This window comes from Peribacillus sp. YIM B13477, assembly GCF_042787955.1.
In the GTDB taxonomy this organism is placed as follows: Bacteria; Bacillota; Bacilli; order Bacillales; family DSM-1321; genus Peribacillus; species Peribacillus frigoritolerans.
The window spans coordinates 644980-668876 of sequence record NZ_JBHZPD010000002.1 but is presented as its reverse complement, the minus strand read 5'-3'; the positions used below and the strand labels follow the sequence as shown (position 1 = coordinate 668876).

General features: G+C 43.3%; 21 protein-coding genes. 11 read left to right on the top strand and 10 right to left on the bottom strand.

What is annotated here, in order from left to right:
• Window positions 1–30 precede the first annotated feature (30 nt).
• The 3 genes from ACFX4H_RS09975 (at window position 31) to ACFX4H_RS09965 (ending at window position 4467) form a co-directional block, all read left to right on the top strand.
• Complete coding sequence (locus ACFX4H_RS09975; RefSeq protein ID WP_063577149.1) at window positions 31–1311, top strand: dihydrolipoamide acetyltransferase family protein; 1281 nt, start codon at window positions 31–33, stop codon at window positions 1309–1311.
• A complete protein-coding gene (gene lpdA, locus ACFX4H_RS09970; RefSeq protein ID WP_063591900.1) occupies window positions 1312–2736 on the top strand; it encodes a dihydrolipoyl dehydrogenase in 1425 nt (474 codons plus the stop codon).
• 351 nt (window positions 2737–3087) lie between these two features.
• Window positions 3088–4467 carry an amino acid permease gene (locus tag ACFX4H_RS09965; RefSeq protein WP_377435098.1) on the top strand — a complete coding sequence of 460 codons (1380 nt, stop codon included), beginning with the start codon at window positions 3088–3090 and terminating at the stop codon, window positions 4465–4467.
• A gap of 77 nt (window positions 4468–4544) precedes the next feature.
• Here the strand turns inward: ACFX4H_RS09965 and hisC are convergent, their stop codons facing one another.
• A complete protein-coding gene (gene hisC / locus ACFX4H_RS09960) occupies window positions 4545–5669 on the bottom strand; it encodes a histidinol-phosphate transaminase (RefSeq protein ID WP_323602089.1) in 1125 nt (374 codons plus the stop codon).
• A 174-nt stretch (window positions 5670–5843) separates the two neighbouring features.
• Between hisC and ACFX4H_RS09955 the strand changes: the two genes are divergently transcribed.
• Window positions 5844–6311 carry an Lrp/AsnC family transcriptional regulator gene (locus ACFX4H_RS09955; RefSeq protein ID WP_377435096.1) on the top strand — a complete coding sequence of 156 codons (468 nt, stop codon included), beginning with the start codon at window positions 5844–5846 and terminating at the stop codon, window positions 6309–6311.
• A 115-nt stretch (window positions 6312–6426) separates the two neighbouring features.
• Here the strand turns inward: ACFX4H_RS09955 and ACFX4H_RS09950 are convergent, their stop codons facing one another.
• Window positions 6427–6825 carry a carboxymuconolactone decarboxylase family protein gene (locus tag ACFX4H_RS09950; protein WP_034314804.1) on the bottom strand — a complete coding sequence of 133 codons (399 nt, stop codon included), beginning with the start codon at window positions 6823–6825 and terminating at the stop codon, window positions 6427–6429.
• Window positions 6826–6943: 118 nt separating this feature from the next.
• On the opposite strand from ACFX4H_RS09950, the gene ACFX4H_RS09945 reads away from it, so the two are divergent.
• Window positions 6944–7372 (top strand): Lrp/AsnC family transcriptional regulator, encoded by a 429-nt coding sequence (locus ACFX4H_RS09945; protein ID WP_034315544.1) that lies wholly within the window; start codon window positions 6944–6946, stop codon window positions 7370–7372.
• Between the two features lie 222 nt (window positions 7373–7594).
• On the top strand, window positions 7595–8527 hold the full coding sequence (locus ACFX4H_RS09940; protein WP_249596978.1) for a catalase family peroxidase: 933 nt from the start codon (window positions 7595–7597) through the stop codon (window positions 8525–8527).
• Window positions 8528–8920: 393 nt separating this feature from the next.
• Here ACFX4H_RS09940 and ACFX4H_RS09935 read toward each other — a convergent pair whose 3' ends face one another.
• Together ACFX4H_RS09935 and ACFX4H_RS09930 are read right to left on the bottom strand one after the other, a co-directional pair.
• A complete protein-coding gene (locus ACFX4H_RS09935; RefSeq protein WP_053534040.1) occupies window positions 8921–10591 on the bottom strand; it encodes an ABC1 kinase family protein in 1671 nt (556 codons plus the stop codon).
• A gap of 14 nt (window positions 10592–10605) precedes the next feature.
• Window positions 10606–10908 (bottom strand): phasin family protein, encoded by a 303-nt coding sequence (locus ACFX4H_RS09930; RefSeq protein ID WP_098187558.1) that lies wholly within the window; start codon window positions 10906–10908, stop codon window positions 10606–10608.
• A 243-nt stretch (window positions 10909–11151) separates the two neighbouring features.
• Here ACFX4H_RS09930 and ACFX4H_RS09925 point away from each other — a divergent pair, with 243 nt between their 5' ends.
• On the top strand, window positions 11152–11901 hold the full coding sequence (locus ACFX4H_RS09925) for a glucose 1-dehydrogenase (protein WP_283867247.1): 750 nt from the start codon (window positions 11152–11154) through the stop codon (window positions 11899–11901).
• Window position 11902: 1 nt separating this feature from the next.
• Here ACFX4H_RS09925 and ACFX4H_RS09920 read toward each other — a convergent pair whose 3' ends face one another.
• Window positions 11903–12109, bottom strand: coding sequence for a hypothetical protein (locus ACFX4H_RS09920; RefSeq protein WP_225989084.1), 207 nt, complete (start codon window positions 12107–12109; stop codon window positions 11903–11905).
• Window positions 12110–12197: 88 nt separating this feature from the next.
• Entirely contained in the window at window positions 12198–12989 is a 792-nt protein-coding gene (locus tag ACFX4H_RS09915; RefSeq protein WP_057275762.1) for a TIGR00266 family protein, read from the bottom strand.
• A 190-nt stretch (window positions 12990–13179) separates the two neighbouring features.
• Between ACFX4H_RS09915 and glpK the strand changes: the two genes are divergently transcribed.
• Window positions 13180–14670, top strand: coding sequence for a glycerol kinase GlpK (glpK, locus tag ACFX4H_RS09910; RefSeq protein WP_377435094.1), 1491 nt, complete (start codon window positions 13180–13182; stop codon window positions 14668–14670).
• A gap of 67 nt (window positions 14671–14737) precedes the next feature.
• Window positions 14738–15205, top strand: a complete 468-nt coding sequence (locus ACFX4H_RS09905; RefSeq protein WP_377435093.1) for a CBS domain-containing protein — start codon at window positions 14738–14740, stop codon at window positions 15203–15205.
• Between the two features lie 52 nt (window positions 15206–15257).
• Here the strand turns inward: ACFX4H_RS09905 and ACFX4H_RS09900 are convergent, their stop codons facing one another.
• The 4 genes from ACFX4H_RS09900 to ACFX4H_RS09885 form a co-directional block, all read right to left on the bottom strand.
• Window positions 15258–17372, bottom strand: coding sequence for a peptidoglycan D,D-transpeptidase FtsI family protein (locus ACFX4H_RS09900; RefSeq protein WP_377435298.1), 2115 nt, complete (start codon window positions 17370–17372; stop codon window positions 15258–15260).
• Window positions 17373–17731: 359 nt separating this feature from the next.
• A complete protein-coding gene (locus ACFX4H_RS09895; RefSeq protein WP_377435092.1) occupies window positions 17732–18088 on the bottom strand; it encodes a hypothetical protein in 357 nt (118 codons plus the stop codon).
• Window positions 18089–18163: 75 nt separating this feature from the next.
• Entirely contained in the window at window positions 18164–19345 is a 1182-nt protein-coding gene (locus ACFX4H_RS09890; protein ID WP_377435091.1) for a DUF2515 family protein, read from the bottom strand.
• Between the two features lie 21 nt (window positions 19346–19366).
• Window positions 19367–19534: a hypothetical protein gene (locus ACFX4H_RS09885; protein WP_328137088.1), complete on the bottom strand. Its 168-nt coding sequence runs from the start codon at window positions 19532–19534 to the stop codon at window positions 19367–19369.
• Window positions 19535–20043: 509 nt separating this feature from the next.
• Between ACFX4H_RS09885 and ACFX4H_RS09880 the strand changes: the two genes are divergently transcribed.
• Both ACFX4H_RS09880 and ACFX4H_RS09875 read left to right on the top strand, forming a co-directional pair.
• Complete coding sequence (locus ACFX4H_RS09880; protein ID WP_377435090.1) at window positions 20044–21795, top strand: ABC transporter ATP-binding protein; 1752 nt, start codon at window positions 20044–20046, stop codon at window positions 21793–21795.
• Window positions 21792–23810, top strand: coding sequence for an ABC transporter ATP-binding protein (locus tag ACFX4H_RS09875; RefSeq protein WP_377435088.1), 2019 nt, complete (start codon window positions 21792–21794; stop codon window positions 23808–23810). The genes ACFX4H_RS09880 and ACFX4H_RS09875 overlap by 4 nt, the downstream gene beginning before the upstream one ends.
• The last annotated feature ends 87 nt before the right edge of the window (window positions 23811–23897 follow it).

Sequence of the window (23897 nt, the reverse complement as noted above, 5' to 3'; positions counted from 1 at the left end):
ATTTAGGGAGAAAGAGAAGGAGGATGACGCATGATGGAATTTAAACTTCCTGATGTAGGGGAAGGGATGCATGAAGGGGAAATTATCCAATGGCTCATCAAAGAAGGGGATGCGGTAAAACAGGACCAACCCATTGTTGAGGTGCAAACGGATAAAGTCAATGCGGAATTGACAGCTCCGGCAGCGGGAGTGGTCAAGAAAATATTTTTTTCCGTTGGGGATATCGTGGAAGTGGGAACCACTATATTCACAATTCAGGAAGAGAACGATGTGCCAGTTCCGGATACAAATATTAGTGAAGAAGAAAACCAAGTCGGGCAATCCGGTGATGTAAAAGTAAATGCGGAGCATATTACGACTAAACAGCACCATCAGGCAGTGCGTGCGTTGGCAACCCCATTCGTGCGTCAAATGGCCAGGGAAATGAAGATTGATATCGAGAAGGTTAAAGGTTCCGGTCCTGCTGGGCGAATTACCGAAAGTGACCTGAAGCAGTTTAAAGAAAATGATTCGATTACACGGGAAGATGCCAAACAGCATGATGACAAGACTGGTCAAGAGATGGCCCCGATGAAGGATGCCGTACTGGCAAATGGTTTGGAAAATGAGCGGGAAGAGCGGATTCCGCTTAAAGGCATTCGTAAAAAAATCGCTGAACATATGGTAAAGTCCGTTTCGACCATTCCTCATGTAACGCATGTAGATGAATTGGAAATGGACCGATTGAAGGAATTTAAAAGTCAATTAAAGGAGTACTCAGATGATAAGGATATAAAATTGACTTTTTTGCCGTTTTTCGTTAAAGCCATTGTCATCGCTTTAAAGGAGTTCAAAACATTAAATGCTTCAATTGATGAAAGAACCAATGAAATCATCCTGAAAAATTATTATCATATTGGGATTGCGACGAATACAAAAGAGGGTCTCATTGTTCCTGTGATCAAACATGCCGATCAAAAAACCATTTTCCAACTGGCTGATGAAATCAGGCAATTGGCAACCCAAGCCCGTGAAGGGAAGTTGAGTATAAACCAAATCACAGGCAGTACATTTACCATCAGCAATGTAGGACCGATCGGAGGGATGCACGCTACCCCGATCATTAACTATCCGGAAGCTGCCATATTAGCTTTGCATAAAATGGAACATCGCATGGTCGTTCGCGATTTGGAAGGTGTTATCCGTTTAATGATGAATATGTCTCTTTCTTTCGATCATCGTTTGATTGATGGGGTAACAGCGGTGCACTTTACCAATAAAATCAAGGAATTGCTGGAAAATCCAATTCGTTTAGTTGTGGAGATGAGATAAATGGTAGTAGGGGAAGTTGCTGTTGAAACGGATGTTGTCATCATGGGAGGAGGTCCGGGAGGATATGCTGCGGCGATCCGTCTCGGCCAGTTAGGTAAATCGGTCGTGCTGGTTGAAAAGGATAAGTTGGGCGGGGTTTGCCTTAATCGGGGCTGTATACCTTCAAAAGCATTGATTCACGCAGCTGATCAATACCATGGGCTTAACGATTTAGGGAAAATGGGAATCCGGCTGCCTCAGGAAAGAACCACTATGGACTTGGGGGTTTGGCAGGATTGGAAAGGGGGCATCACATCCCAGTTGGGGCATGGTATTGCCCATTTGTGTAAGGAAAACGGAGTGACGGTGGTTAAAGGCCAAGCAACTTTTTTATCTGATGACCGCATTGGAGTTGAAACCGGTGGCGATTTTGAAACCTACAAGTTTGAACAGGCAATTATTGCGACAGGGTCCAGGCCTTTCATTCCATCCTTCATAAAAGTCGATGGGGAATATATATTGGATTCAACATCATCTTTGCAGCTGAATGAAGTTCCAGCGAGCTTGTCGATCATTGGCGGAGGATATATCGGAATCGAGCTGGGTATGGCATTTGCAAAGTTAGGGACTAAAGTGACCATCATTGAGATGGCCAATCGCATACTCCCTCAAGTTGCTGAAAACCTGGTAAAGGACGTCACCCGGAATGCCAAGAAGCTCGGGATCAATATCAAAACATCCTCGAGGGTAGAGAAAGCGAGTGTAGTGGATGGTCAAGTGCATCTTCTTGTTTCCTCGGAAGAACAGGGTACGGAAGCGGTCGTGAGCGAAAAGACCCTGGTTACAATTGGAAGGATTCCTAACACGGAAGAAATTGGCCTGAATCGGGCTGGAGTGACGGTTGGTGAGAAAGGCCATATAGCAGTGGATATGGAATGCCGTACAAATGTGCCGCACATCTTTGCCATCGGTGATACTACGCCTGGTCCGGCACTTGCCCATCGAGCGTCCAAACAGGGGATCGTGGCAGCTGAAGTGATAGCGGGGCTGCCAAGTGCCGTTGACTCGCCTTATGTTCCCTATGTAATCTTCTCGGAACCACAAATAGCTGGTGTTGGTTTAAGCCGTGAAGAAGCCGAACAACAGGGATACAGCGTCAAGGTTGGCAAATTTCCGTTCAGTGCCAACGGAAGGGCGCTTGCAACGAATGAAACGGAGGGGTTTGCAGAAGTCATCGTGGATGCCAATAGTCATATATTGCTTGGAATGCATATGGTAGGTGCTGATGCTTCCAACCTTATAGGTGAAGGGGTCCTTGCTCTTGAGCTGGCGGCTCGGGTCGAAGATATAGCCCTCAGCATGCATCCTCATCCGACCTTGACCGAGGGGTGGCTGGAAGCGGCTGAAGCAGTTTTGGGACATGCAATTCACATCGTAAATAAATAGGAAAAGGTAAATTAATGGGGATTACCAATGTAGTCCCCGATTAGAAAGTTTTATCTTAATGGAGTCAAAGACCCGAAAGGCAAGGCTATCAGTAAATTCACTCCATTTGGAATTATGTCCCGGCGTTTGACCAAACAGGGGCCGTATTGGCCTGCAATGATTCCCTCTTGTAAAACCATCGGCATATTGATATCATTTTTACTTTGGGGAAGTATAGAGTTTTCAATAAGGCTTTGGATCCTTCCACTCCTAAACCATAACGGTTGATGAGATAACAAATCTATTCGCCATTCAACGATTAAATGGGTTTAATTTATACGAGAAAATTATGGAATGAAGGAGGCAAATGTAATGGAGTCAAATGGTGGGTCATTGCAAAAGAAATTATTGCCGAGGCATATTAGCATGATGGCAATGGGAGGGGCAATAGGTACTGGGATTTTTAAAGGAAGTGCCGAAACCATATCGTTAGCAGGGCCTGGAGTCATATTCACTTATATTTTTGCAGGATTATTATTGCTAGTAGTCATGGGTGCCATAGCGGAAATGGCAATTGTCTATCCAAATACGAATATGAAAGGCTTCGTTCAGAAAGCATTCGGTAAGCGCCTTTCCTTCATCGTAGGCTGGATGTATTGTTTCATGTGGCTGTCCGTTTGTGTCATTGAGGTAGTGGTGGCAGGAAGCTTTTTGCAGTATTGGCTCCCGGCAATCCCGCTATGGATATTAAGTTTAGGGTGTGCGGCCTTCATCATTGGGATTAACATGATGAATGTCAAAAATTATGGTGAATTCGAATTTTGGTTTGCCGGCATTAAAATTACAATGATCATCTTATTCATCATATTGGGAGCCTGTATTTTATTTGGTGTGATCCCAAGCGGCGGATCTAATTATCTGCAAAACTTTACAGGGCATGGAGGATTTTTCCCGAATGGGTGGATGTCCATCTTTTCGGCATTACTGATCGTCATGTTCTCCTATGGCGGTTCCGAGTTAATAGGGGTGACGGTAACGGAAGCAAAGGATGCAGACCGCATTTTACCTAAGGTCATTAAAAACTATATTTGGAGAGTTGTATTATTCTTCACCTTACCGATACTTGTAATCTGCGGTTTGATTCCGTGGAATGAAATTGGCGACCAGGCAAGTCCGTTTGTACAGGTTTTGTCAATGTCAGGTTTTCAGGGATCTGCACATATCATGAATTTCATTTTGATTACGGCCGTCTTATCAGCCGCTAACTCTGGAATATATGGGTGTACTCGAATGCTGCATTCTTTAGCTGCAGAAGGGGAAGCTCCCAAGTCGTTCTCTTATGTATCAAAAAATGGCGTTCCCTTGTACAGTTTGCTATTAAGTGCAGGTGTATTGGTCGTCGGCTCCATGATTACTTTTGTTGCACAGGACAAGGCATTTACTCTATTAATGGCGTTTCCGGGTTTTGTAGTATCACTTGTATGGATCAGCATCTGTTTAGCGCAGCTTAAACTTCGCAATTCATATCCCAAAGCTCCCAGTTTTAAATTGTGGGGATTTCCATATATAACCTTGTTTACCGTAATCACGTTAAGCATCATTTGTGTCACGTTCGTGTTCAGTGATCAGAATCGAATCAGTATCATTACTTGCCTGATTGTGTTGGCTGCCTTAATCTTGATTTCAATTTTTAAATTTAAAAGAGTGGACATACAGGAAACACCTATAATAGAAAAAAATATCGCTAAATAAATCCGCATAAAAGATACGACATGGGCAAAGGCGTCCATGTCGTATCTTTCATTACTGATCACTTATATTCTGCAACTTCATTTCGATTGGTCATTTCCAGATGTTTTCTTGATTATATGTTGTAAGGATGCTATGAATCTCTCGTTCTCAAGCGGAGTGCCGATTGTCACGCGGATGGTATTTTCATAGCCTAGCAAATGACCTGAACGGATGATGACACCCTGAATTAATAACTTCTCAAAAATGTCCTTGCCAGGCTGGTTCAATTTAACCATCAAGAAGTTGGCATGTGAAGGGAAGAATGTCAAACCCATCTTGCTTAGTTCATTTTCTAGATATCTTCTTCCTTCCTCATTCTTACGAACACAATTCTCAACAAATGGATGGTCGTCGAGGGAAGCGAATGCCGCAGCCTGTGCCAAACGATTGGTATTGAAGGGTTCCTTCACTTTAACTAGCTCTTGTATGATGGAAGCATCCATTAAACCGTATCCGATCCTTAAAGCAGCCAATCCATAAATCTTTGAAAAAGTGCGTAAGATAACCAGATTTGAATGCATATTGAGAAGCGGTAAGGTTTCTAAATATTCTGCATCATCGACATATTCATAGTATGCTTCATCAACGATCAGTAAAATATGCTTCGGCACCTTCTCGATGAAAGAGCGTAACTTTTCTTTTTGAACGATCGTTCCTGTCGGATTATTGGGATTACAGACGAATATCATTCTCGTTTTTTCTGTTATGGCTTCATACATACCCTGAAGGTCATGTACACCATTGGTAAGAGGAATCTTTACAGGTGTGCCGCCGTCAATCAATACATTCGTTTCATAGCGTGGAAATGTCACATCAGCCATGATGACTTCATCATTTTGTTGGATATAGGTTCTTGTCAACAAACGTATCACCTCATCAGATCCATTGCCCAAAATGATATGATCTTTATTGATATTCAAGTTTCTTGCCAGTTTTTCAGCTAATGCAGGCGCCATGCCTTCAGGATAAAAGGAGGTTTGCTCCATTTCGTTAAGCATGGCTTCTTTTGCTAGAGGTGAGTAACCGAATGGGTTTTCATTGGATGCCAATTTAACGATCGTTTCAAGACCAAGTTCACGTTGCACTTCTTCAATTGGTTTGCCGGAAACATATGGGCTAATGCTTTCGATGTTTTGTCGAACCGGGATTTTTGTAAAGGTCAATGCAGGTTCCTCCCTTTGGTAAAGTTCTGAATTTTCTTTTTCTATTTGATTATTTTAATGATAGAATATTAACTGTTAAAATTACATACAAAAAAGAACGTATTTTTCGCTATCCATACAACATTTTAAAGAAATATATGCTTATATTCCTTCATTATGAAAGGCGGTTGCTTCATGGATGAAATAGATGTCAGTTTACTGGAACTTTTACAAAAAGATGGACGCATTACGATTAGTGAACTATCGAAGAAATTGGCTCTCAGTCGACCTAGCATCTCTGAACGAATGTACCGCCTGCAAGAAAAGGGGATCATTGAGGGGTTCAGCGCAAGGGTTTCCCCTTTGGCAATAGGAAGGGGTGTACTTGTGTTCATTCAGGTGAGTGAACTTAAGGTTCCTGTTTCCGATTTTGAGCAATTAGTGAAAAATGATTTAGACATTATCGAGTGCCACCGTGTAACAGGAACAGTTGGATATTTTTTGAAAGCGGCTTTAGCTGATATGGACAGCATGAGATTACTGATAGATCGATTAATACCCTATGGACATCTGAATACATCTGTGGTTTTGACATCCCCGGTACCTTCCCGCTCCATTCTTCCAAGGATCAATGAAAGGGAGGATCATGGTGCGAAATCCTAGGCGGTCATTCAACTGATGATGATAAAGGATTTGGGTATCGTTCAAACTAATGAAGGGTAGAATGTAGGTTTTTTACAGATAGGAACGAGGCGGAAGGCCTGTTCCTTTTTTTGTGTTATTTTAAATCCATCAAAGCGCCGAAATATTGCTGGGCGGTTGTAAAACAAATGAATGCCAATAGTTCAGAAATCTCTTCATCACTGAACACTTCCTTCAATACTTGGAAAAACTTTTCCTCCGTTTTTTCACGTTGCAAGAGAAATACTTCCGCAAAGGCAATTGCATAGCTTTCTTTCATATCTTCCGGCTTTAGCGGAGTCCCTTTTCCCTGACAGTATGAGCAGCCATTACCGTATGCCAGCACCCTTCTGACGTTTTCCTTCAATTTCTCCGAAAGTTTCCCATCTGCAGATATGCAATCTGAGAGGTCCGACCATTTATGCGAAATCTCTTCAGAATGAAATAATCTTTGAAATGGACTGGAGCCCTGTGATGATTTTTTTATTCTTGTCATGAACATCTCTCCTTTGAGATAATCCTAATATAAAAATCCAGAAATTTTAATTCCGTTTGTAAAGAAATGTGGTTTAATAATGAACGAATGTAAAGAGAAAAAGGGGAATAATTTAAAAATGAAAATAGATGAGAAAGACCATAGCATCCTTGCCGAATTAACGTTGAATAGCCGAATTTCCATGAGGGAATTGGCAAAGAAAGTAAACCTTTCGGCCCCCACCGTTGCCGAACGGGTACGGCAAATGGAGTCGTTCGGGATCATTAAAGGGTATGTTGCCGAGATTGATCATAAAAAGATCGGTTTTCCAATTGAGTGTATCGTGGAAGCTACAATAAAAAATGGGGAATATGAGAAATTCAAAAAGTATATCTCCAAGGTGCCGAATGTTGACTTTTGTTATCGAATTGCCGGGCAGGCTTGCTTTATGCTGAAAATCCACACTCAGAGCCTTGAAGAAGTGGAGGAATTCATCAATCGGACCATTCCTTTTGCGGCAACCGTTACCCATGTTATCCTTTCACAGGTGGAGCCGGAACAGGAATGAGTATTTTTATAAGTAAGAAAAAGAGATCTGTATATGCCGATCATTTTGAACGGTTCTAGAATTAATGGATAAAATCACGTGTCCATAAAGGTATGACATATGTTTGCAGCGCCAGGTTTTTTTTGCAATCAATGCTTTCGGTGATTCAAGAAAGAATAATCTAATGGAATAAGGGGTACATGTAATAATGGATTATAATCTGAAAAGGTGGGGTGAGGTATCATGGAAGGAACCGACGACTACAAACCTGAACTGGCCAGGGAAGCAGTAAATATGATTGAAAATGTAGCAGGTACACATCCTGGTTATCGGCGCGTGCATGCAAGGGGATATGTTTATGAGGGTGTTTTTACCCCAAACGGAAAAGCGTCCCCATTAACGGTGGCTTCGCATCTTCAGGATGAAGCCGTGCCGGTGATCATTCGGTTTTCAAATAGCTCACCGATTCCAAGCCATCCTGATGCCATTTCCCCTGTAAAGGGCATGGCAGTCAAGTTTCATTTGCCGAATGGAAAGGTGTCAGATCTTATTACTGTGACCATTCCGTTATTCTTTGCGAAAACACCGCAAGCGTTTGTTGATATTGCTGGCTTTTTCCAATCTGTAAAGGAAGGTTTCCCTAATCTGAAAGAGCTTGCAAAAATCCTGTGGAAATACCCTGAAAGTAAGGCAAGCTTGCAAATGCTTAAAGAAATGCGTTCTCCAGCCAGTTTTTCAACGTGCCAATATTACTCCATTCACGCATTCTATTTCATTAACAAGGAAGGAAGGCGACAGGCAATCAAGTATGAGTGGGTGCCAGATGCCGGCCTTAGTATGTTAGACAAAGGGGAGATTGCCGAGCATTCGCCGGAGTATCTGGATGAAGAAATGGAAAAGAGGCTTAAAGAAGGACCGGTGGGCTTTAAATTGAACATCCAAATAGGAGGGGAAAATGACCCGACTGACGATCCGACTATTGCTTGGTCGGAAGATAAACAGGTAATCACGATAGGGCATTTAATGATCTCCAAAAAATCGGAAGTGTGTAAAGATACTTTATTGTTTGATCCAACCAATATCCCTGAAGGAATCGAGTGCTCGGAAGACCGGATCTTGCATTTTCGCCATAGTGCGTATGCCGTTTCATATGAACGTCGGATAAATAACCAATGAATCAAATCAAGAAAAATCCCCTATACCAAAGGGGTTCCTTGAATGTAGACAAACTCGATGAAGATCGAGTTTGTCTATTTTTATGGCTTGTACAATTTGGACGTTGATTGGAACGTATGGCACTCGCTTTCCGCGGGCGGTAGGCCCTCGGCTTTCGCCTGCGGGTTCTCCTCTAGACGCGCTTTTCTAAGCAGGAGTCTCATACACCCGCTCCAATTAACTGTGTCTTACCTTTTAGGTAGACCACTTTTGCCTAGAGTCATTTTTTTTTAAAATAGAAGTATTGAAGATGTTGAAACAAATATGGCTTACCCTTGGTTCTTAGGCTACGGTTTCCAGTGCCTCCTACTCCACGTTCGGGATGAGACCAATCTGAATCCCGTTTTAAGTGAGTTACATTTTTCCGGATCTGAAAATAGTGTAGAGCATGAGTAAGAACATCAGGGTTGCAACGACAAAACCAATTTCGATAACCGGTATCTTCCAAAGGATCAAGGTTTCCCCGCCTATTGCAGAGCCGATAATGAGACCGACCATGATAATGCTGAATGCAAGCAGGATGATACTGAACGACAGCCGGTTCGAGATTTGATCAAGCTTATGTAAAAAAACTTGAAGTTCGGGGATGTTGATATCGAGCCGCAATTTCCCTTTTTTAATGATACCTGTCACTTCCCTGATATCCTTGGGCAGTTCGGCAATGGCTTCAGCAGACTCGATGAATTGATTCCAGGCGTTCTTCGCAATGTTTTTTGGGTTGTAGCGTTCTTTAAAAAGCCTTTCCCCAAAAGGTTCAGCTGCCTTCATGATGCTAAAATTCGGATCTAATCCTTCGACAATGGCCTCCATGGTAAGCAGAGCCTTGCCGAGCATCGTGAATTCGGGTGGGATTTGGACTTGGTGACGATTGGCAACCGTGAACAGGTCATTGACTGCTCCGCCTAAAGAGATTTGGCTCAATGGGATATCATAATATTTATTTCGCAGTTCATCAATATCCCCCCTTAATGGGGCCATATCGATTTCGTCCGTCAAGAGACCCATATCTGAAAGCGTCTTGATCAATCCATTGGTGCTTCCGCGTTTCAGATTGATGACAAGCGAGGCGAACTGATATTTCGTTTCTTCCTCGAGACGTCCCACCATTCCAAAATCCATGAGTGCGACGACATTCCCAGGCAATATGATGATATTGCCTGGGTGGGGATCACCGTGGTAAAAGCCATCGATCAATATTTGATGAAGCATGGAGTTCGCTAATCTTTCCGCGATTTGCCGGCGATCATAACCTTCATCATCAAGCTGTTTATAATGATTGATCTTAATTCCCTGAATGAAATCCATTGTCAGGACCCTTTTTGTGGAAAACTCCCAATGGATCCTTGGTACCTTAAACCCTTGATCATCGATGAATTGCTTGGCTATTCTTTCACCGTTTCGACCCTCGGAGTTATAATCAAGTTCTGCGCGGAGTGATTTAGCGAATTCATCAATCATTTTTCTGATTTGGTAGCGTCTTGCCCAAGATATGCGTGCTTCCATAAGTCTTGCCAAATCATCGAGAATTTCCAAATCCGTTTCCACAGTCGGCAGAATATCTGGCCGCTGCACTTTGATTGCTACGACTTCTTGTGATGGAAGCCGAGCCGTATGGACCTGTCCAATCGAGGCGGTTGCCAGTGGGGTTTCATTAAATTCAAGGAAAATGTTTTCCAAAGAATCACCCAATTCGGCCTCGACAATTTTACGGACCCTATCAAATGGAAAGGGGGTGACCTGGTCCTGTAACTTTTCAAGCTCGCGGACGATTTCGTCAGGAACGAAATCACGCCTCGTACTTGCAATCTGCCCAAGTTTAATGAATGTAGGTCCCAAGCTTTGTAATATCGTATGCAGCCGCTCTCCGATTGAGCGGAGGTTCAGGTTTTCATCGGGTTGGAGTTTCGATCCCGCTTTACTCTCGGATAATCCCAGGCGATAGATGAAGTAACCAAACCCATTTTTCAAAAAGGCATTAATGATTTCTTGGTAACGATGTGCGTGTTTCAGTCGCTTGCGAAACATTCAAGTACCTCCTGTCACGGTTGTAAGTTTTGGTTCTGTTTCTCCAAAATTACGATGCGGCGCTCCAATTCCTCGACTTCTTCTTTAGTTGCCAAGTTTAGGCCATTGAGCGCTTGATTGACTTTGGCCTTGACGGAATCGTCCAGCTGCTTTTGGGCTTGCTCCCCTTTTTCGACCCATTGCTTAATAAGGATCTTGGAGTCTTCTTTGCTGATATCGCCTTTTTTGACAAGAGAGTCCACCGCTTTTTCAATTTGCTCTTTTGTAGCAGCGGCTGCACCTAATCCTAAAGAAAACACATTTTTTAATAAGTCCATTTTTACATTCCTCCAATATAAATTTTTACACTGTAAGAAAGATAATAGCGGATGCCTTTCACTCTGGTTCATTCTTGTTGTTACCATCTATCATACATCACTTTAGGGCAGCTACAAAAATATAAGGGTCCTGCGATTATTGATGAAAAAGAAAAGGATTTTTATATAGTTCAAAATTGTTTGAAGTGGAGAGGATTGGATATTATGATAGGGAAAAGCGGCTGTGAAAGTGAGGTTGGAATAATGGGTTTCAAAAATAAAACGGTGATTGTAACAGGTGCTTCGAATGGGATAGGGAGAGGCGTGGCAAAGGGATATGCAGAAAGCGGCGCTTCAGTCGTTCTCGCGGATTTGGACGAGCGGGAAGGACTTCTGTGTGTGGAAGAGCTCAAAAGTAAAGGTCATGAAGCCATGTTCGTTAAAACGGATGTACGCAAGGAAGCTGACATTCAACAATTGATGGATGTAACTCTAAAAACATATAAGACCATTGATATATTAATCAATAATGCAGGAAAGGCATTATTCAAATCGCTTTTTGATCTGACGATAGAGGAATGGGACGATATGATGAATACGAATTTGCGCAGTGTTTTCCTTTGTTCCCGGGCCGCGGCAGAATCGATGCGGAAAAATGAAATGGGAGGTGCGATCATCAATATAGCATCAACCAGAGCGATGATGTCTGAGCCTGATTCGGAATCCTATGCAGCAACCAAAGGAGGGATCAAAGCACTGACACATGCGCTTGCCGCTTCTTTGGGCAAAGAGAAAATTACGGTCAATTCGATTTCTCCGGGGTGGATTGAAACGGGAGATTATGAATCGCTGAGGGATGAAGATCACCAGCAGCATTTTTCCAATCGGGTTGGCAAACCGGACGATATTGCAAGGGCCTGTCTTTATTTGACGGCAACGGAAAATAATTTCGTTACGGGTGAGGATCTTATCGTCGATGGAGGCATGACAAGAAAAATGATGTACGAGGAGTAACTCATTTTCTTCGGTAGAGATATTGCAGTTCAGTCCCGAGCTCACGGTTGAGCAGCTGTTCCATTTCTTCAAGCTCTTTTATGCCGATAGGGGCATCGGCAGCTGTCCAGTGAACGGTATAAACAAAATAGTAATCTCTTATTTTTCGGAAAATAACAGGCGAATTCGGGAATTGATCAAAAATTGCCCTGATATTATAGCGTCTCATGTAGGACCACTTAACAAGCTGCATGTAGCTACCCATCCTTTTCAAAAGAGATCAATGACTGCCAGGATGGCAGCCATTGGTCCGGTTCTTATTTATCGTTGAATAAATTGAATAAGCCTCTAGCTACGCTGCCTTCTTCGGATGATCCTCCATTTTGCGGCGCTGCAGCAAATACACGGCTGGCTAGCCGGCTGAATGGCAAAGATTGCACCCAGACTGTTCCGGGTCCTTTTAATGTTGCAAAGAATAAACCTTCGCCGCCGAACAAAGCGGTTTTCACACCCTTTACAGTTTCAATATTATAATCTACCCCGCTAGTCATTGCCACTAAACATCCTGTATCGACGCGTAAAATCTCCCCTGCTGCCAATTCCTTTTTATGGATCGTGCCGCCGGCATGAACGAAGGTCATTCCATCTCCTTCTAGTTTTTGCATGATGAAGCCTTCACCGCCAAAGAAGCCTGCCCCTATTTTTCTCTGAAACTCAATTCCGACCGAAACGCCTTTTGCGGCCGCCAGGAATGCGTCTTTTTGACATATGATTTTCCCGCCCAGCTCGCTTAAATCCATCGGGATGATTTTACCTGGATATGGCGATGCGAATGAAACGTGTTTTTTATCTCGTCCTTCATTCGTAAAAGCCGTCATGAAAAGACTCTCACCAGTAAGGAGCCGTTTCCCGGCCCCGAATAGCTTACCCATCATTCCGCTGTCACCATTTGAAGACCCATCACCAAAGATGGTTTCCATCTTGATTTGATCTTCCATCATCATTAAGCTTCCAGCCTCGGCAATCACCGTTTCCTGAGGGTCCAATTCCACTTCTACAAACTGCATGTCATCTCCATATACCTTAAAATCTATTTCATGATTATTCAATTTCCATTCCTCCTATCCGCTTATTTTCATTGTAAAAGATAAACTCTTAACCTGCCAATATTATTCAGTTTTCTGCTGTAGTTTATATATTTTTTGTTTTCACGGGTATATCTAGTAAAATGTAGAAAGAAAAAACAGCATGACACTTAAGCTGAAATGAACCTTTTCTTAAGTGCAGGAGGAGACAGCCGTGGAGACTTACATACTATCATTGGACCAGGGAACGACAAGTTCCCGGGCCATTTTATTTAATAAAAGCGGGGAAGTTTTGCATATTGCCCAAAAGGAATTCACCCAATACTTTCCGAATCCAGGATGGGTGGAGCATAACGCCAATGAGATTTGGGGTTCCATCCTATCGGTAATCGCTTCCTGTCTATCGGAAATGAATGTAAAGCCTGAACAGATCGCTGGAATTGGCATAACGAATCAACGGGAGACGACCGTGGTATGGGATAAGGAAACAGGTCAGCCGATTCATCATGCCATCGTCTGGCAATCCCGGCAGACAAGCGAAATTTGTACGCAATTGAAGGGTGAAGGCCTCGATGACTTATTTTTGCAGAAAACCGGATTATTGATTGATGCATATTTTTCCGGAACGAAGGTGAAATGGATTCTCGACCATGTAGATGGGGCACGGGAAAAGGCTGAAAACGGAGACTTATTGTTTGGTACGATCGATACGTGGCTGATATGGAAACTTTCGGGTGGTAAATCACATGTAACCGATTATTCGAATGCCTCAAGGACGCTGATGTATAACATTCATGACCTGAAGTGGGACGAAGAGCTGCTGGAAATCCTGCAAGTTCCGCGGTCGATGCTTCCGGATGTTCGTTCTTCATCGGAGGTATACGGGAAAACAGCGCCACACCATTTCTTTGGGCATGAAATCCCGATTGCCGGAGCAGCGGGAGATCAACAGGCCGCATTGTTCGGCCAAGAATGCTTTGAAAAAGGAATGGCTAAGAATACGTATGGCACCGGATGCTTCATGCTGATGAACACAGGAGAAAAGGCAGTGAAATCAGAGCATGGCCTGTTGACCACGATTGCATGGGGGCTGAATGGAAAAGTCGAATATGCCTTGGAAGGAAGTGTTTTTGTCGCAGGTTCGGCCATACAATGGTTAAGGGATGGACTGGAACTCTTACATGATCCGAAAGACAGTGAAAAGTATGCTTTGCGGGTCACTTCAGCCGATGGTGTCTATGTAGTTCCCGCATTTGTTGGATTAGGCACCCCTTATTGGGATAGTGATGCCAGGGGAGCTGTATTCGGACTGACAAGGGGGACATCGAAGGAGCATTTCGTCCGGGCAACATTGGAAGCATTGGCCTACCAGACAAAAGATGTCCTTTGCGCCATGGAAGTCGATTCAGGGATTAACCTAAAGGCATTGAGGGTCGATGGCGGGGTTGTCAAAAACAACTTCTTGATGGAATTCCAAAGCGGCCTCCTGAATGTACCAGTCGAAAGACCCGTTATTAGTGAAACGACAGCGTTAGGAGCGGCGTATTTGGCTGGGCTCGCTGTCGGATATTGGGAAAGTCAGGAAGAGATTTCAAAGCTATGGGCGGTCGATAAGAAATTCGAACCCGAGATGGAAGAACAGGAACGGAAGGATTTATATAATGGCTGGAAAAAGGCAGTTCAGGCGGCAAGGGTTTTTAAATAGAGTAAGTAAGGGTATTAATAGGGAGAGATGAATACAGAACGTACAAACTTAAAAAAGGGGTGGTATTATGTTAGTTAAGGATTTCATGATAAGGGAAGTCTTTGTAGCCCGTCCTGATTTTACATTAAAGGAAATTCTGCGGATCTTGATCGAAAATAAAGTTGGCGGGGTCCCCGTTGTGGATGAACAGGATAAGCTACTGGGAATGGTGACGGACGGGGATATCCTTCGTTACTTAACGCCTGCAGAGGAAGCCATCATGGGGTATTTCACCTACATTACGGTTCTTCCCGGTGAAGAATTGGATGAAAAAGTTACATCCAAAATGAATGATAAAGTCTCACAAATCATTAAAAATAAAAGGATTACAAAGCTATCTCCCGAAGATCCGTTAGATGAATTGATAAAGGTCCTTTCCAAGCATCATTTCAAGAAAATCCCCGTCCTGGACAAAAATGATAAAGTAGTCGGCATTATCAGCAGGGGAGATGCACTTAGGGCCCTTTATAAGGAATTCGTTCAAAAGCTGGAATGAATGGGCATCATAAAAAGGCCTGCTCGATTACGAGCAGGCCTTTTTGTAATCATCATTGAGTGCTTTCTACTGCTTTACCTGCATCAGATTCACCTTTTGCTCTTTTTTCCTTCAATTTAAAGTAGGCGTCCATTACGTCCCGCCCGATCCGTTTGTTAATATCATCAGAGGGCTGACCTTGATAAACCCATGGAACGACGACAGAAAATGCCACTTCCGGATTATTGTGAGGTGCATAACCTACAAGCGTCAAATTGATAGTCGGAACTGGCGCGCTATATTGATTCCTCCGCGGTCCGTCGTAAAAGGCTTCGGCAGTACCCGTTTTTGCTGCCGCACGGTAAGACTTCCCGCCGAAATATTTATATGCCGTCCCGCCTGGCTCCTGGGCAACCTGCCTGAATCCTTCCTGGACACGCTGCAGCCAAACGTCTTTCCCGCCTAAATCGTTTAACACTTTGGGACTCATTGTTTTAAAGACGCTGCCCAATTCATTGTGTTCGTTGGATGGATTCCTGATTTCCCTGACCATATGGGGCTCAAGCCTTTTTCCGCCATTTGCAATCGTTGAAACATACTGTGCCAATTGCATGGGGGTATATGTATCATACTGCCCGATCGATAAATCCAGCAGCAATCCGTCTGTTGACATATCGACTCCTTTAAACCCGACGGATTCATTTGGCAGGTCGATGCCTGTACGGACACCCAATCCGAATTGGGCATAATGATTCCGCATGATGGAATAAGCTTCACGGTTGATTCCTAACGGCCGGTGAGGGATATAATGACCGCCGGCAATTTTGATTGCCGTCATGAACATATAGACATTCGACGATTTCTTTAACGCAGAGACATCGGTTACATAACCCAAATCACTATAAGATCCTTTGGGATTAGCCCCTGCTAAAAGGAGTTTTCTGTCAAAGAAAGCTGACCCTGGTGCGATGGCTCCTGTCTGAAAGCCTGTATAGATAGTGGCTCCTTTAACAGATGATCCCATCGTATACGAGGTCGTAATGTTTCCAAGGGCAAAATCGTTCATTTCGGTCAATCCGGTTTTACTGTTGCGGCCGTATTGCCTGCCTGCCATCGTGAGCACCTCGCCTGTATTCGGGTCCATTAAAACGACGAAGGCACGATCCAATAAGTAGGTATTTCCCTTAGCCTTGGTTTTGCGCAATTCGTTCTCGAGGATTTTTTCAACCTGCTGTTGCAGCTCCATATCAATTGTAAGGACCAAGTCCTTTCCGCTTTGCCCTTCAGTGAGGGTATTCGTTTTGATGACTTCCCCTTTGCTCAGCACATTTTCAATCCGCGTCTTTTGACCGCGCAGGACATCTTCATATTGTTTTTCAATATAACTTTTTCCGACCCGGTCATTCCTGGTATAGTCGCGTGCCAGGTAATAGTCGATATTTTCACTGGGAATGCCTTCTTCGGAAGAAGAGACCTTGCCAAGAACCGAGCGGAGGGTCTCGTCATACTTATAGGTCCTTTCCCAATCCGTCGTTACATCCACACCTGGCATTTCATCCAAATGTTCGCTGACCCTGGCGAATTCCTTAGTGGTGACATCTTTATTCTTCACGATCGAAGGTGCGAGGGCATAGCCGCTATTGAATTCCCGGAAGATGGCGATCACTTCCAATTCATCTTTGGAGAATTCCTTGATATTCTCATCGGTTACCCGCTCCATTTGAAGTTTGTATAAATCTTTTTGCTCCAGTTTCTTTTCGATGACTTTCTTCTTCTCGGCCTTGGTGATCAAGGCTTCGGCTTCTTTCGGATGTTTTAAAATCCAAAAATCCTTTTTATCCGGCAGGGTTACCTTTTTGGTATCTTTTTCTATCAAGGTGGCAAGGACCTCTGCCGTCTTCACCATATCTGCCGTTTTCGTATTCGGGTATTTCGTATAGGTGATGGCATTACGCGGCTCATTATCAACGACCGGATTCAAGTTCCGGTCATACATCTTACCACGGGGAACGGGGGTATTGGCCACATCGTTTTCCGTTCTGTCGACTTCGCGGAGGTAATCGTCCCCATACACGATTTGGACGATGCCAAGCCGGATTATTAAGCTTGAAAATAAAATGAATATTAAAAAGAACATAAAGTTCAGTCGGAAAGGAATTGGGGTTTTTTTCTTTTTTTCTTTGGCCATCATTAACATTCCTTTCTAGTAAAAGTAAAAAATAAGAAAATTCCTATCTCCAATGATATATAAAATTAACTTATTTTTCTATGCTTTATCCGTAAATTTATCTATATTTCCAAAAGAATGTTTTGAAGCTATATAATTCCTAGTAATCTTATAATTGGGAAAATTGATATACATATAAGGTCAATGGGGGTTTTAATAGATAGAGAGAGGGCGAAGCGGCAAAGCGACAATCATGAGGAGAAAAGCATATATGAGTCGCTCTTGTGGCCAAAGCGCTTTGAAGGAAATTTTGTAAATGAATGAAAAATGTCTTTAAACCTTAGTATCCATTCGCAATGACTAAAGTACCATGATAAGCATCAATTTGATTTATAAGCCCTAACGGGAGGAGTTTGAGTCGTGACAGTGATAACCTCTTTGAAATATCCGCTTAGCTCAAGCCACTTTTCAGGGTAAATATAGTTGAAGCGTTCGATCGTTTCCAGGGAATGAAGCACAAGGGAATCGATTTGCCCCGTTTTTTTACTTTGTAAATTGGATAGAAGCTCATGCGGGATGGTGTAATAAGGGTGGATTTGATACGGATTGAGTATGACCGGGGAAATATTATTCTCTTCCATATACCTGTCCGTCACGATCTTTTGGATTGCAAAGCTTTCATCCGTATGTAAATCCCCAATTTTGTAATTTGGATTCAATAGTACAATGCCTCTCATTTGATTCACCCATTCTTTTTTGCTAACCATTCTTGCCAAATGGGGGATGGGATATTCAAAGTAAGAGGCATCATGCTAGAAAATGGCTTTCATTTCGTTAAGGGTTTTGAGCTGCTTGACATTTTCGAGCACCTCGTTGGTCAGGTCCTCCTTTTTAATGACCGGTAAACTTCGTAAATCTTCCATGAAGCTTTCATTCGTGAACCAATCAAAGGAATGGGGAGGAAAGAATAGTTGATCCTTCCATGCATCATGAAGAGTGGGGCTGTAGATTTTATCATCTTTTGACGTGGATCCATCAGAGGTATATATGCTTGCCCAATAATCCTCTCTGGAACCCGTGTGGGGAATCTCTTTTGTAAAATGGCCAACTCCGCGAAAAACCACCGGATGCTGAAAAAGAAGCCCATATAATAATTTCCCCGTTTCAATGCGCTGTTTCGGGTCGGCAAAGCGTTCGACGGTAAGTCCTGTCAAGGAATGAAGTCCTTTTTGCTTGTTTGCATAAGGAAAGATCACCTTCATGAAGCCTAAGTATTCCTGAAGCTGAAAATCAAGCCTGCGGAGGATTTCACCATGACGGGTGCGTTTTAATATCCTTTCCTGAAGCATTCTTTGTTCATTGATGATAAGGGCCGTTGTCAAAATGGGTGAATGGGGCTCTTCGATGAAAGATTCCCAAATCGGGGTCATGAATCTTGAAATGCGGAATACTGGTAAATACCTTCTTAGCGGAAGTTCTTTTTGTTTAGAATGTTCATATAAAAGAAGCTGGGGGAAGGCATCTGCAAATATGGCTGAATTTGCACGCTCAAGGAAAAGGAAAAATTTCTGCCGTTCCGCTCTGTCAAGGAGATGGGTCATGTTTGAACTTTTCAAGTCAGTCATATGGTATCCTCCATTCCTCGAAACCATATGTGCTAAAAAGGCCCAGTGAACCTCCGGATTGCGATTGTAAAAGGCAAGATAGGCTTGTGTTCTTGTGATATTGTTCCGGTTCAAGGCAGCCGTTTCGGTTCGAATGCTTTTTATCAGGGCGGCTTCCTCGGGGAAAAAAGCTTTTGACTCATCAACAGGCTGAAAGAGCTCTTTTTGTAAACGGGATTTTAGCGTGTCATATCTTTCAGCATCGATGATCGGTTTTGTTTTGGCAGGGTGTTTACCCAACAGCTTTTGCAAATATTGGGAAATCATACATTTCACCACGAATGTTTTTCGATCATTATATGCATAGCCATCAAGAAAGGGGCGTTGCATTTGCAACCCCCCAAGGTGATGTCATCTTTTTTTCTTCTTTTCCCGGTACAATAAAATATAATAAATTATCCAGAAAAGAAACACAGGAGTGAAGGATAAAAATCTATATTGGACCGGTACGGCAAATAAGATGAAAATGGCTGATAATAAAAAGGGAACCGCCAGGAGTATATATTTTCTCCATTGCATATGCTGAACCTCCTTAGGTTGCGTCATTCTTATTAGAATAAAGGATTATCCATCAATAATCTAGAAAAGTCATAATTGACAAAAATATGCAAACGTAGTAATCTTTAAAAATAAGTTAAAAATTACCATTAATCAATGAAAAAGGAGGCGAACGTCATGACTAAATCAGTTAAGCACAGTGATGTCACAATTGAATATCATACGTCCGCCTGCCCTGAGACCTTGTCTTTCCAGACATAGGATTCCTCGCTTCCATTCATGATTTTAAAGCGCAGGTTGTGGAATTTTCGCGGCCTGCGCTTTTATATGTGTTATTACGCATCTAAAAAAGCTTCCGCTAATCGGCGGGGGCTTTTTGGCATTTTGGATCCAGGTGCATTAGCACCCTTTCCATATACAGGATAGGAGGAACTATAAATGAGACAAAAGACATTGGAAATCTTATTGCAGCCGGGAGATCCAGAAAGCGGTTAGCGAGCGAAGGGTTTGAACAAAAGGGAGGGGAATTCATGTTTGCAATTTTTAAAAAGCTGTCCTGGTTCTTTAAAGAACAGTGGCAGCGTTACACCTTGGCGATTTTATTTCTATGTCTAGTGAATATCTTGGAGGTTATCCCGCCAAAACTTGTCGGGAATGCCATCGATGATATGAACAATGGCAGCATGACACAGGAAGGGGTCATGAAATACGTTATTTATTTGCTCATGGTACTGATCGGCAGTTATCTATTTGGTTACTTATGGAGTTATCTGTTATTCGGCGGCGGAAACTTGGTCGAACGGAAACTAAGGTCAGGGTTTATGGGCCATTTGCTGAAAATGACGCCGAGTTTTTATGAAAAAAACCGTACAGGAGATTTAATGGCAAGGGCAACCAATGATTTAAAGGCAATATCCCTCACTGCTGGTTTCGGGATACTGACCCTCGTAGACGCGGTGCTGTTCACCATCACGGTAGTGGTCATGATGGGAGCCACGATCAGCTGGCAGTTGACGATTGCGGCGGTGCTCCCGCTTCCGATCATGGCAGTGCTGATGCAAATTTACGTGAAGAAAATTTACAAACGTTTTACGGATGCACAAGCAGCCTTTGGCACTTTAAATGACAAGGTCCTGGAATCCATTTCCGGTGTCCGTGTTATCCGGGCCTATGTCCAGGAACGGGAAGATGAAAAGCGATTTGAGGAAATGACCGAGGATGTATATAGCAAAAACCTAGCCGTGGCAAGGATCGACGCCCTCTTTGATCCGACAATCAGCATTATCATCGGCATCAGCTATTTAATCGGGTTGGGCTATGGGGCTTATCTTGTGTTTCAACAGGCCATAACGCTTGGCGGACTTGTTTCGTTCAATGTGTACCTAGGCATGTTAATCTGGCCGATGATCGCGGTGGGTGAACTGATCAATGTCATGCAAAGGGGAAATGCTTCGCTAGATCGTGTTCAGGATACCCTTTCGTATGAAGCGGATGTGAAGAATTCAATGGGACTGGAGAGTATTACGAACCCGGGGAATATCCAATTCAATTCAGTGCATTTTACATACCCTTCCTCAACGGTTGTGAATCTATCCGATATTTCCGTTCAGCTTGAGCGCGGTCAAACATTGGGGATAGTGGGGAAAACAGGTAGTGGAAAAACGACATTCGTGAAGCAATTGCTGCGGGAATATCCTTTAGGTACAGGTGAAATCGCTTTTGCAGGCATGCCGCTGGAGCAACTGCACCTTGAAGATATCCGTAAATGGATCGGATATGTTCCACAGGACCATTTTTTATTCTCGAAGACTGTTAGGGAAAATATCTTATTCGGTAAAATGGATGCAACGGAAGATGAACTGGCTGAAGCTATCCGGCTGGCGGATTTTGAGAAGGATTTAATGATGCTGCCAAATCGTCTAGAGACACTCGTCGGTGAGAAGGGTGTCGCTCTGTCCGGTGGGCAAAAGCAGAGGATCTCGATTGCCAGAGCATTGATCAAAAATCCGGAAATCCTTATATTGGATGATTCCTTATCCGCTGTCGATGCAAAAACGGAAACGACGATCATCGATAATATCCAAAATGAACGGGCAGGGAAAACGACCATCATCACAACCCACCGCTTATCAGCCGTTCAGCACGCGGACAGGATTATCGTATTGGACAGCGGGAAAATCATCGAAGAGGGGACTCATGCGGATTTACTGCTGAATGATGGCTGGTATAGCGAGCAATATGAACGACAGCAGGTTGACGAAGGGACGGAGGTGAGGGCATGAAGGTCGTAAAGAAACTTTTTAATTATGCTGCCCTTTATAAAAAATTGATCATTGGCGCCCTGATCATGCTTGCTCTTTCGGTAGCGGCCGATTTAACGGGTCCTTTCGTTGCCAAGAAAATCATCGATTCACATATACTTGGCATCGAATCTTCCTGGCATGAAGCAGGTAAAGGAAAAGATGCAGTTAAGTATGATGGAAATTGGTATAAACGTGCTGATTACTTTGCAAAAGGTGAGAAGAAAGGCAGGGAAGTCCATGTTCTGCAGGTTGGCAATCAATTTGTCTTCGTAGATGAAGCTGTCCCTATCGATGGGCGCAGAACCTTGGAGAACCAATCATTGAGCATCAAGAAAGACGGGAAAGAGCACCGTGCGCAAGCAGTGAAATTGACGAGTCAGGAAGTGATGGGATTTTATCAACCGGAAATCCCGCGGATCATTAAGCTTGTGGCTTTTTATTTCAGCCTTGTCATCCTTTCCTCCATTTTTCAATATGGCCAGAGTTTTTATTTACAGAAAGCGGCGAACCGAATCATACAGAAGATGCGAAATGATATATTTAGGCATATTTCCCGTTTGCCGATACGTTATTTCGATAATATGCCAGCGGGTAAAGTTGTAGCCAGGGTCACTAATGATACGGAAGCGATCCGGGAATTATATGTAACCGTGCTCGCCAACTTCTTCTCGAGTACCATTAATATTTTCGGCGTTCTAATTGCTTTGTTTATTCTGGATCCACGTGTCGGTACCATTGGCCTTATACTTATTCCGATCATCGTTATCTGGACGATGGTATACCGTAAATTCGCCTCGAAATATAATCACATCATTCGGGAACGGGTCAGCGATATTAATGGAATGATCAATGAATCCATTTCTGGTATGAGCATCATTCAGGCATTTGGACGTGAAAAGGAGACGAAGCAATCTTTTGAAAATCTGAACCGGGAGCATTTTTCCTATCAAAATAAAATGCTCCATTTGAACTCGTTGACGGGTGGAAACTTGATTGGCGTCATTAAGGTTTTGGCGCTGATGGCATTCGTCTGGTATTTCGGCGGGATTTCCCTTACAGCGGGTTCGGCCATTTCCTTAGGGATGATGTATGCAATTGTTGATTTGATCAGCCGCCTGCTACATCCGCTTCACGGAATCGTCAATCAGTTCGCTAATCTTGAACAGGCGCTTGTTGCAGGGGAGAGGACGTTCAGCTTATTGGATGAAAAGGGATTGGCAGTCAGCGATGAAAACATATCCAGATACAAAGGAAACGTACAATTCGAAAATGTTTCTTTTGGTTATAAGGATAAAGAATATGTGTTAAGGGACATTTCCTTCTCCGCTAAACAGGGGGAAACGGTTGCTTTAGTTGGCCACACCGGTTCAGGAAAAAGCTCCATAATGAATTTATTATTCCGCTTTTATGACAGCAGTGAAGGACAGATCAAAATCGATGGCAGAAATATATTGGATATCCCGCATCAGACGCTTAGGGAGCATATGGGGATCGTCCTTCAGGACCCCTATTTATTTACTGGCACCATCGCCTCCAATATCAGTCTCAATCATAAAGGCATTACAAGGGAAATGGTTGAAAAAGCATTAAGAGATGTCGGGGGGGACAAAGTGCTGAAGCATCTTCCTTTAGGGCTTGACGAGCCCGTGATCGAAAAAGGCGGAACGCTGTCTTCCGGACAGCGTCAGCTAATCTCTTTTGCCCGTGCCCTTGCATTCAATCCGGCCATATTGATCTTGGATGAAGCGACAGCAAGCATCGACACCGAAACCGAGGCAATTATCCAGGAGGGTATGGAAGTGCTGAAAAAAGGGAGAACGACCTTCATCATTGCACATAGGCTTTCCACGATAAAAAATGCCGACCAAATTCTTGTACTGGAAAAAGGGCGGATTGCTGAGCAAGGTACACATGAGGAATTAATGGAACTGAAAGGGAAGTACTATCAAATGTATGAACTGCAGGCAGGTCCGCATAAAGGCATGGCTGGCTGAACACAATGGAATAAGGGTGGATCATCTAGATTAAACTATAATGAAGGTACCGACTTTTGGTACCTTCAAGCATAATGATTGATAATA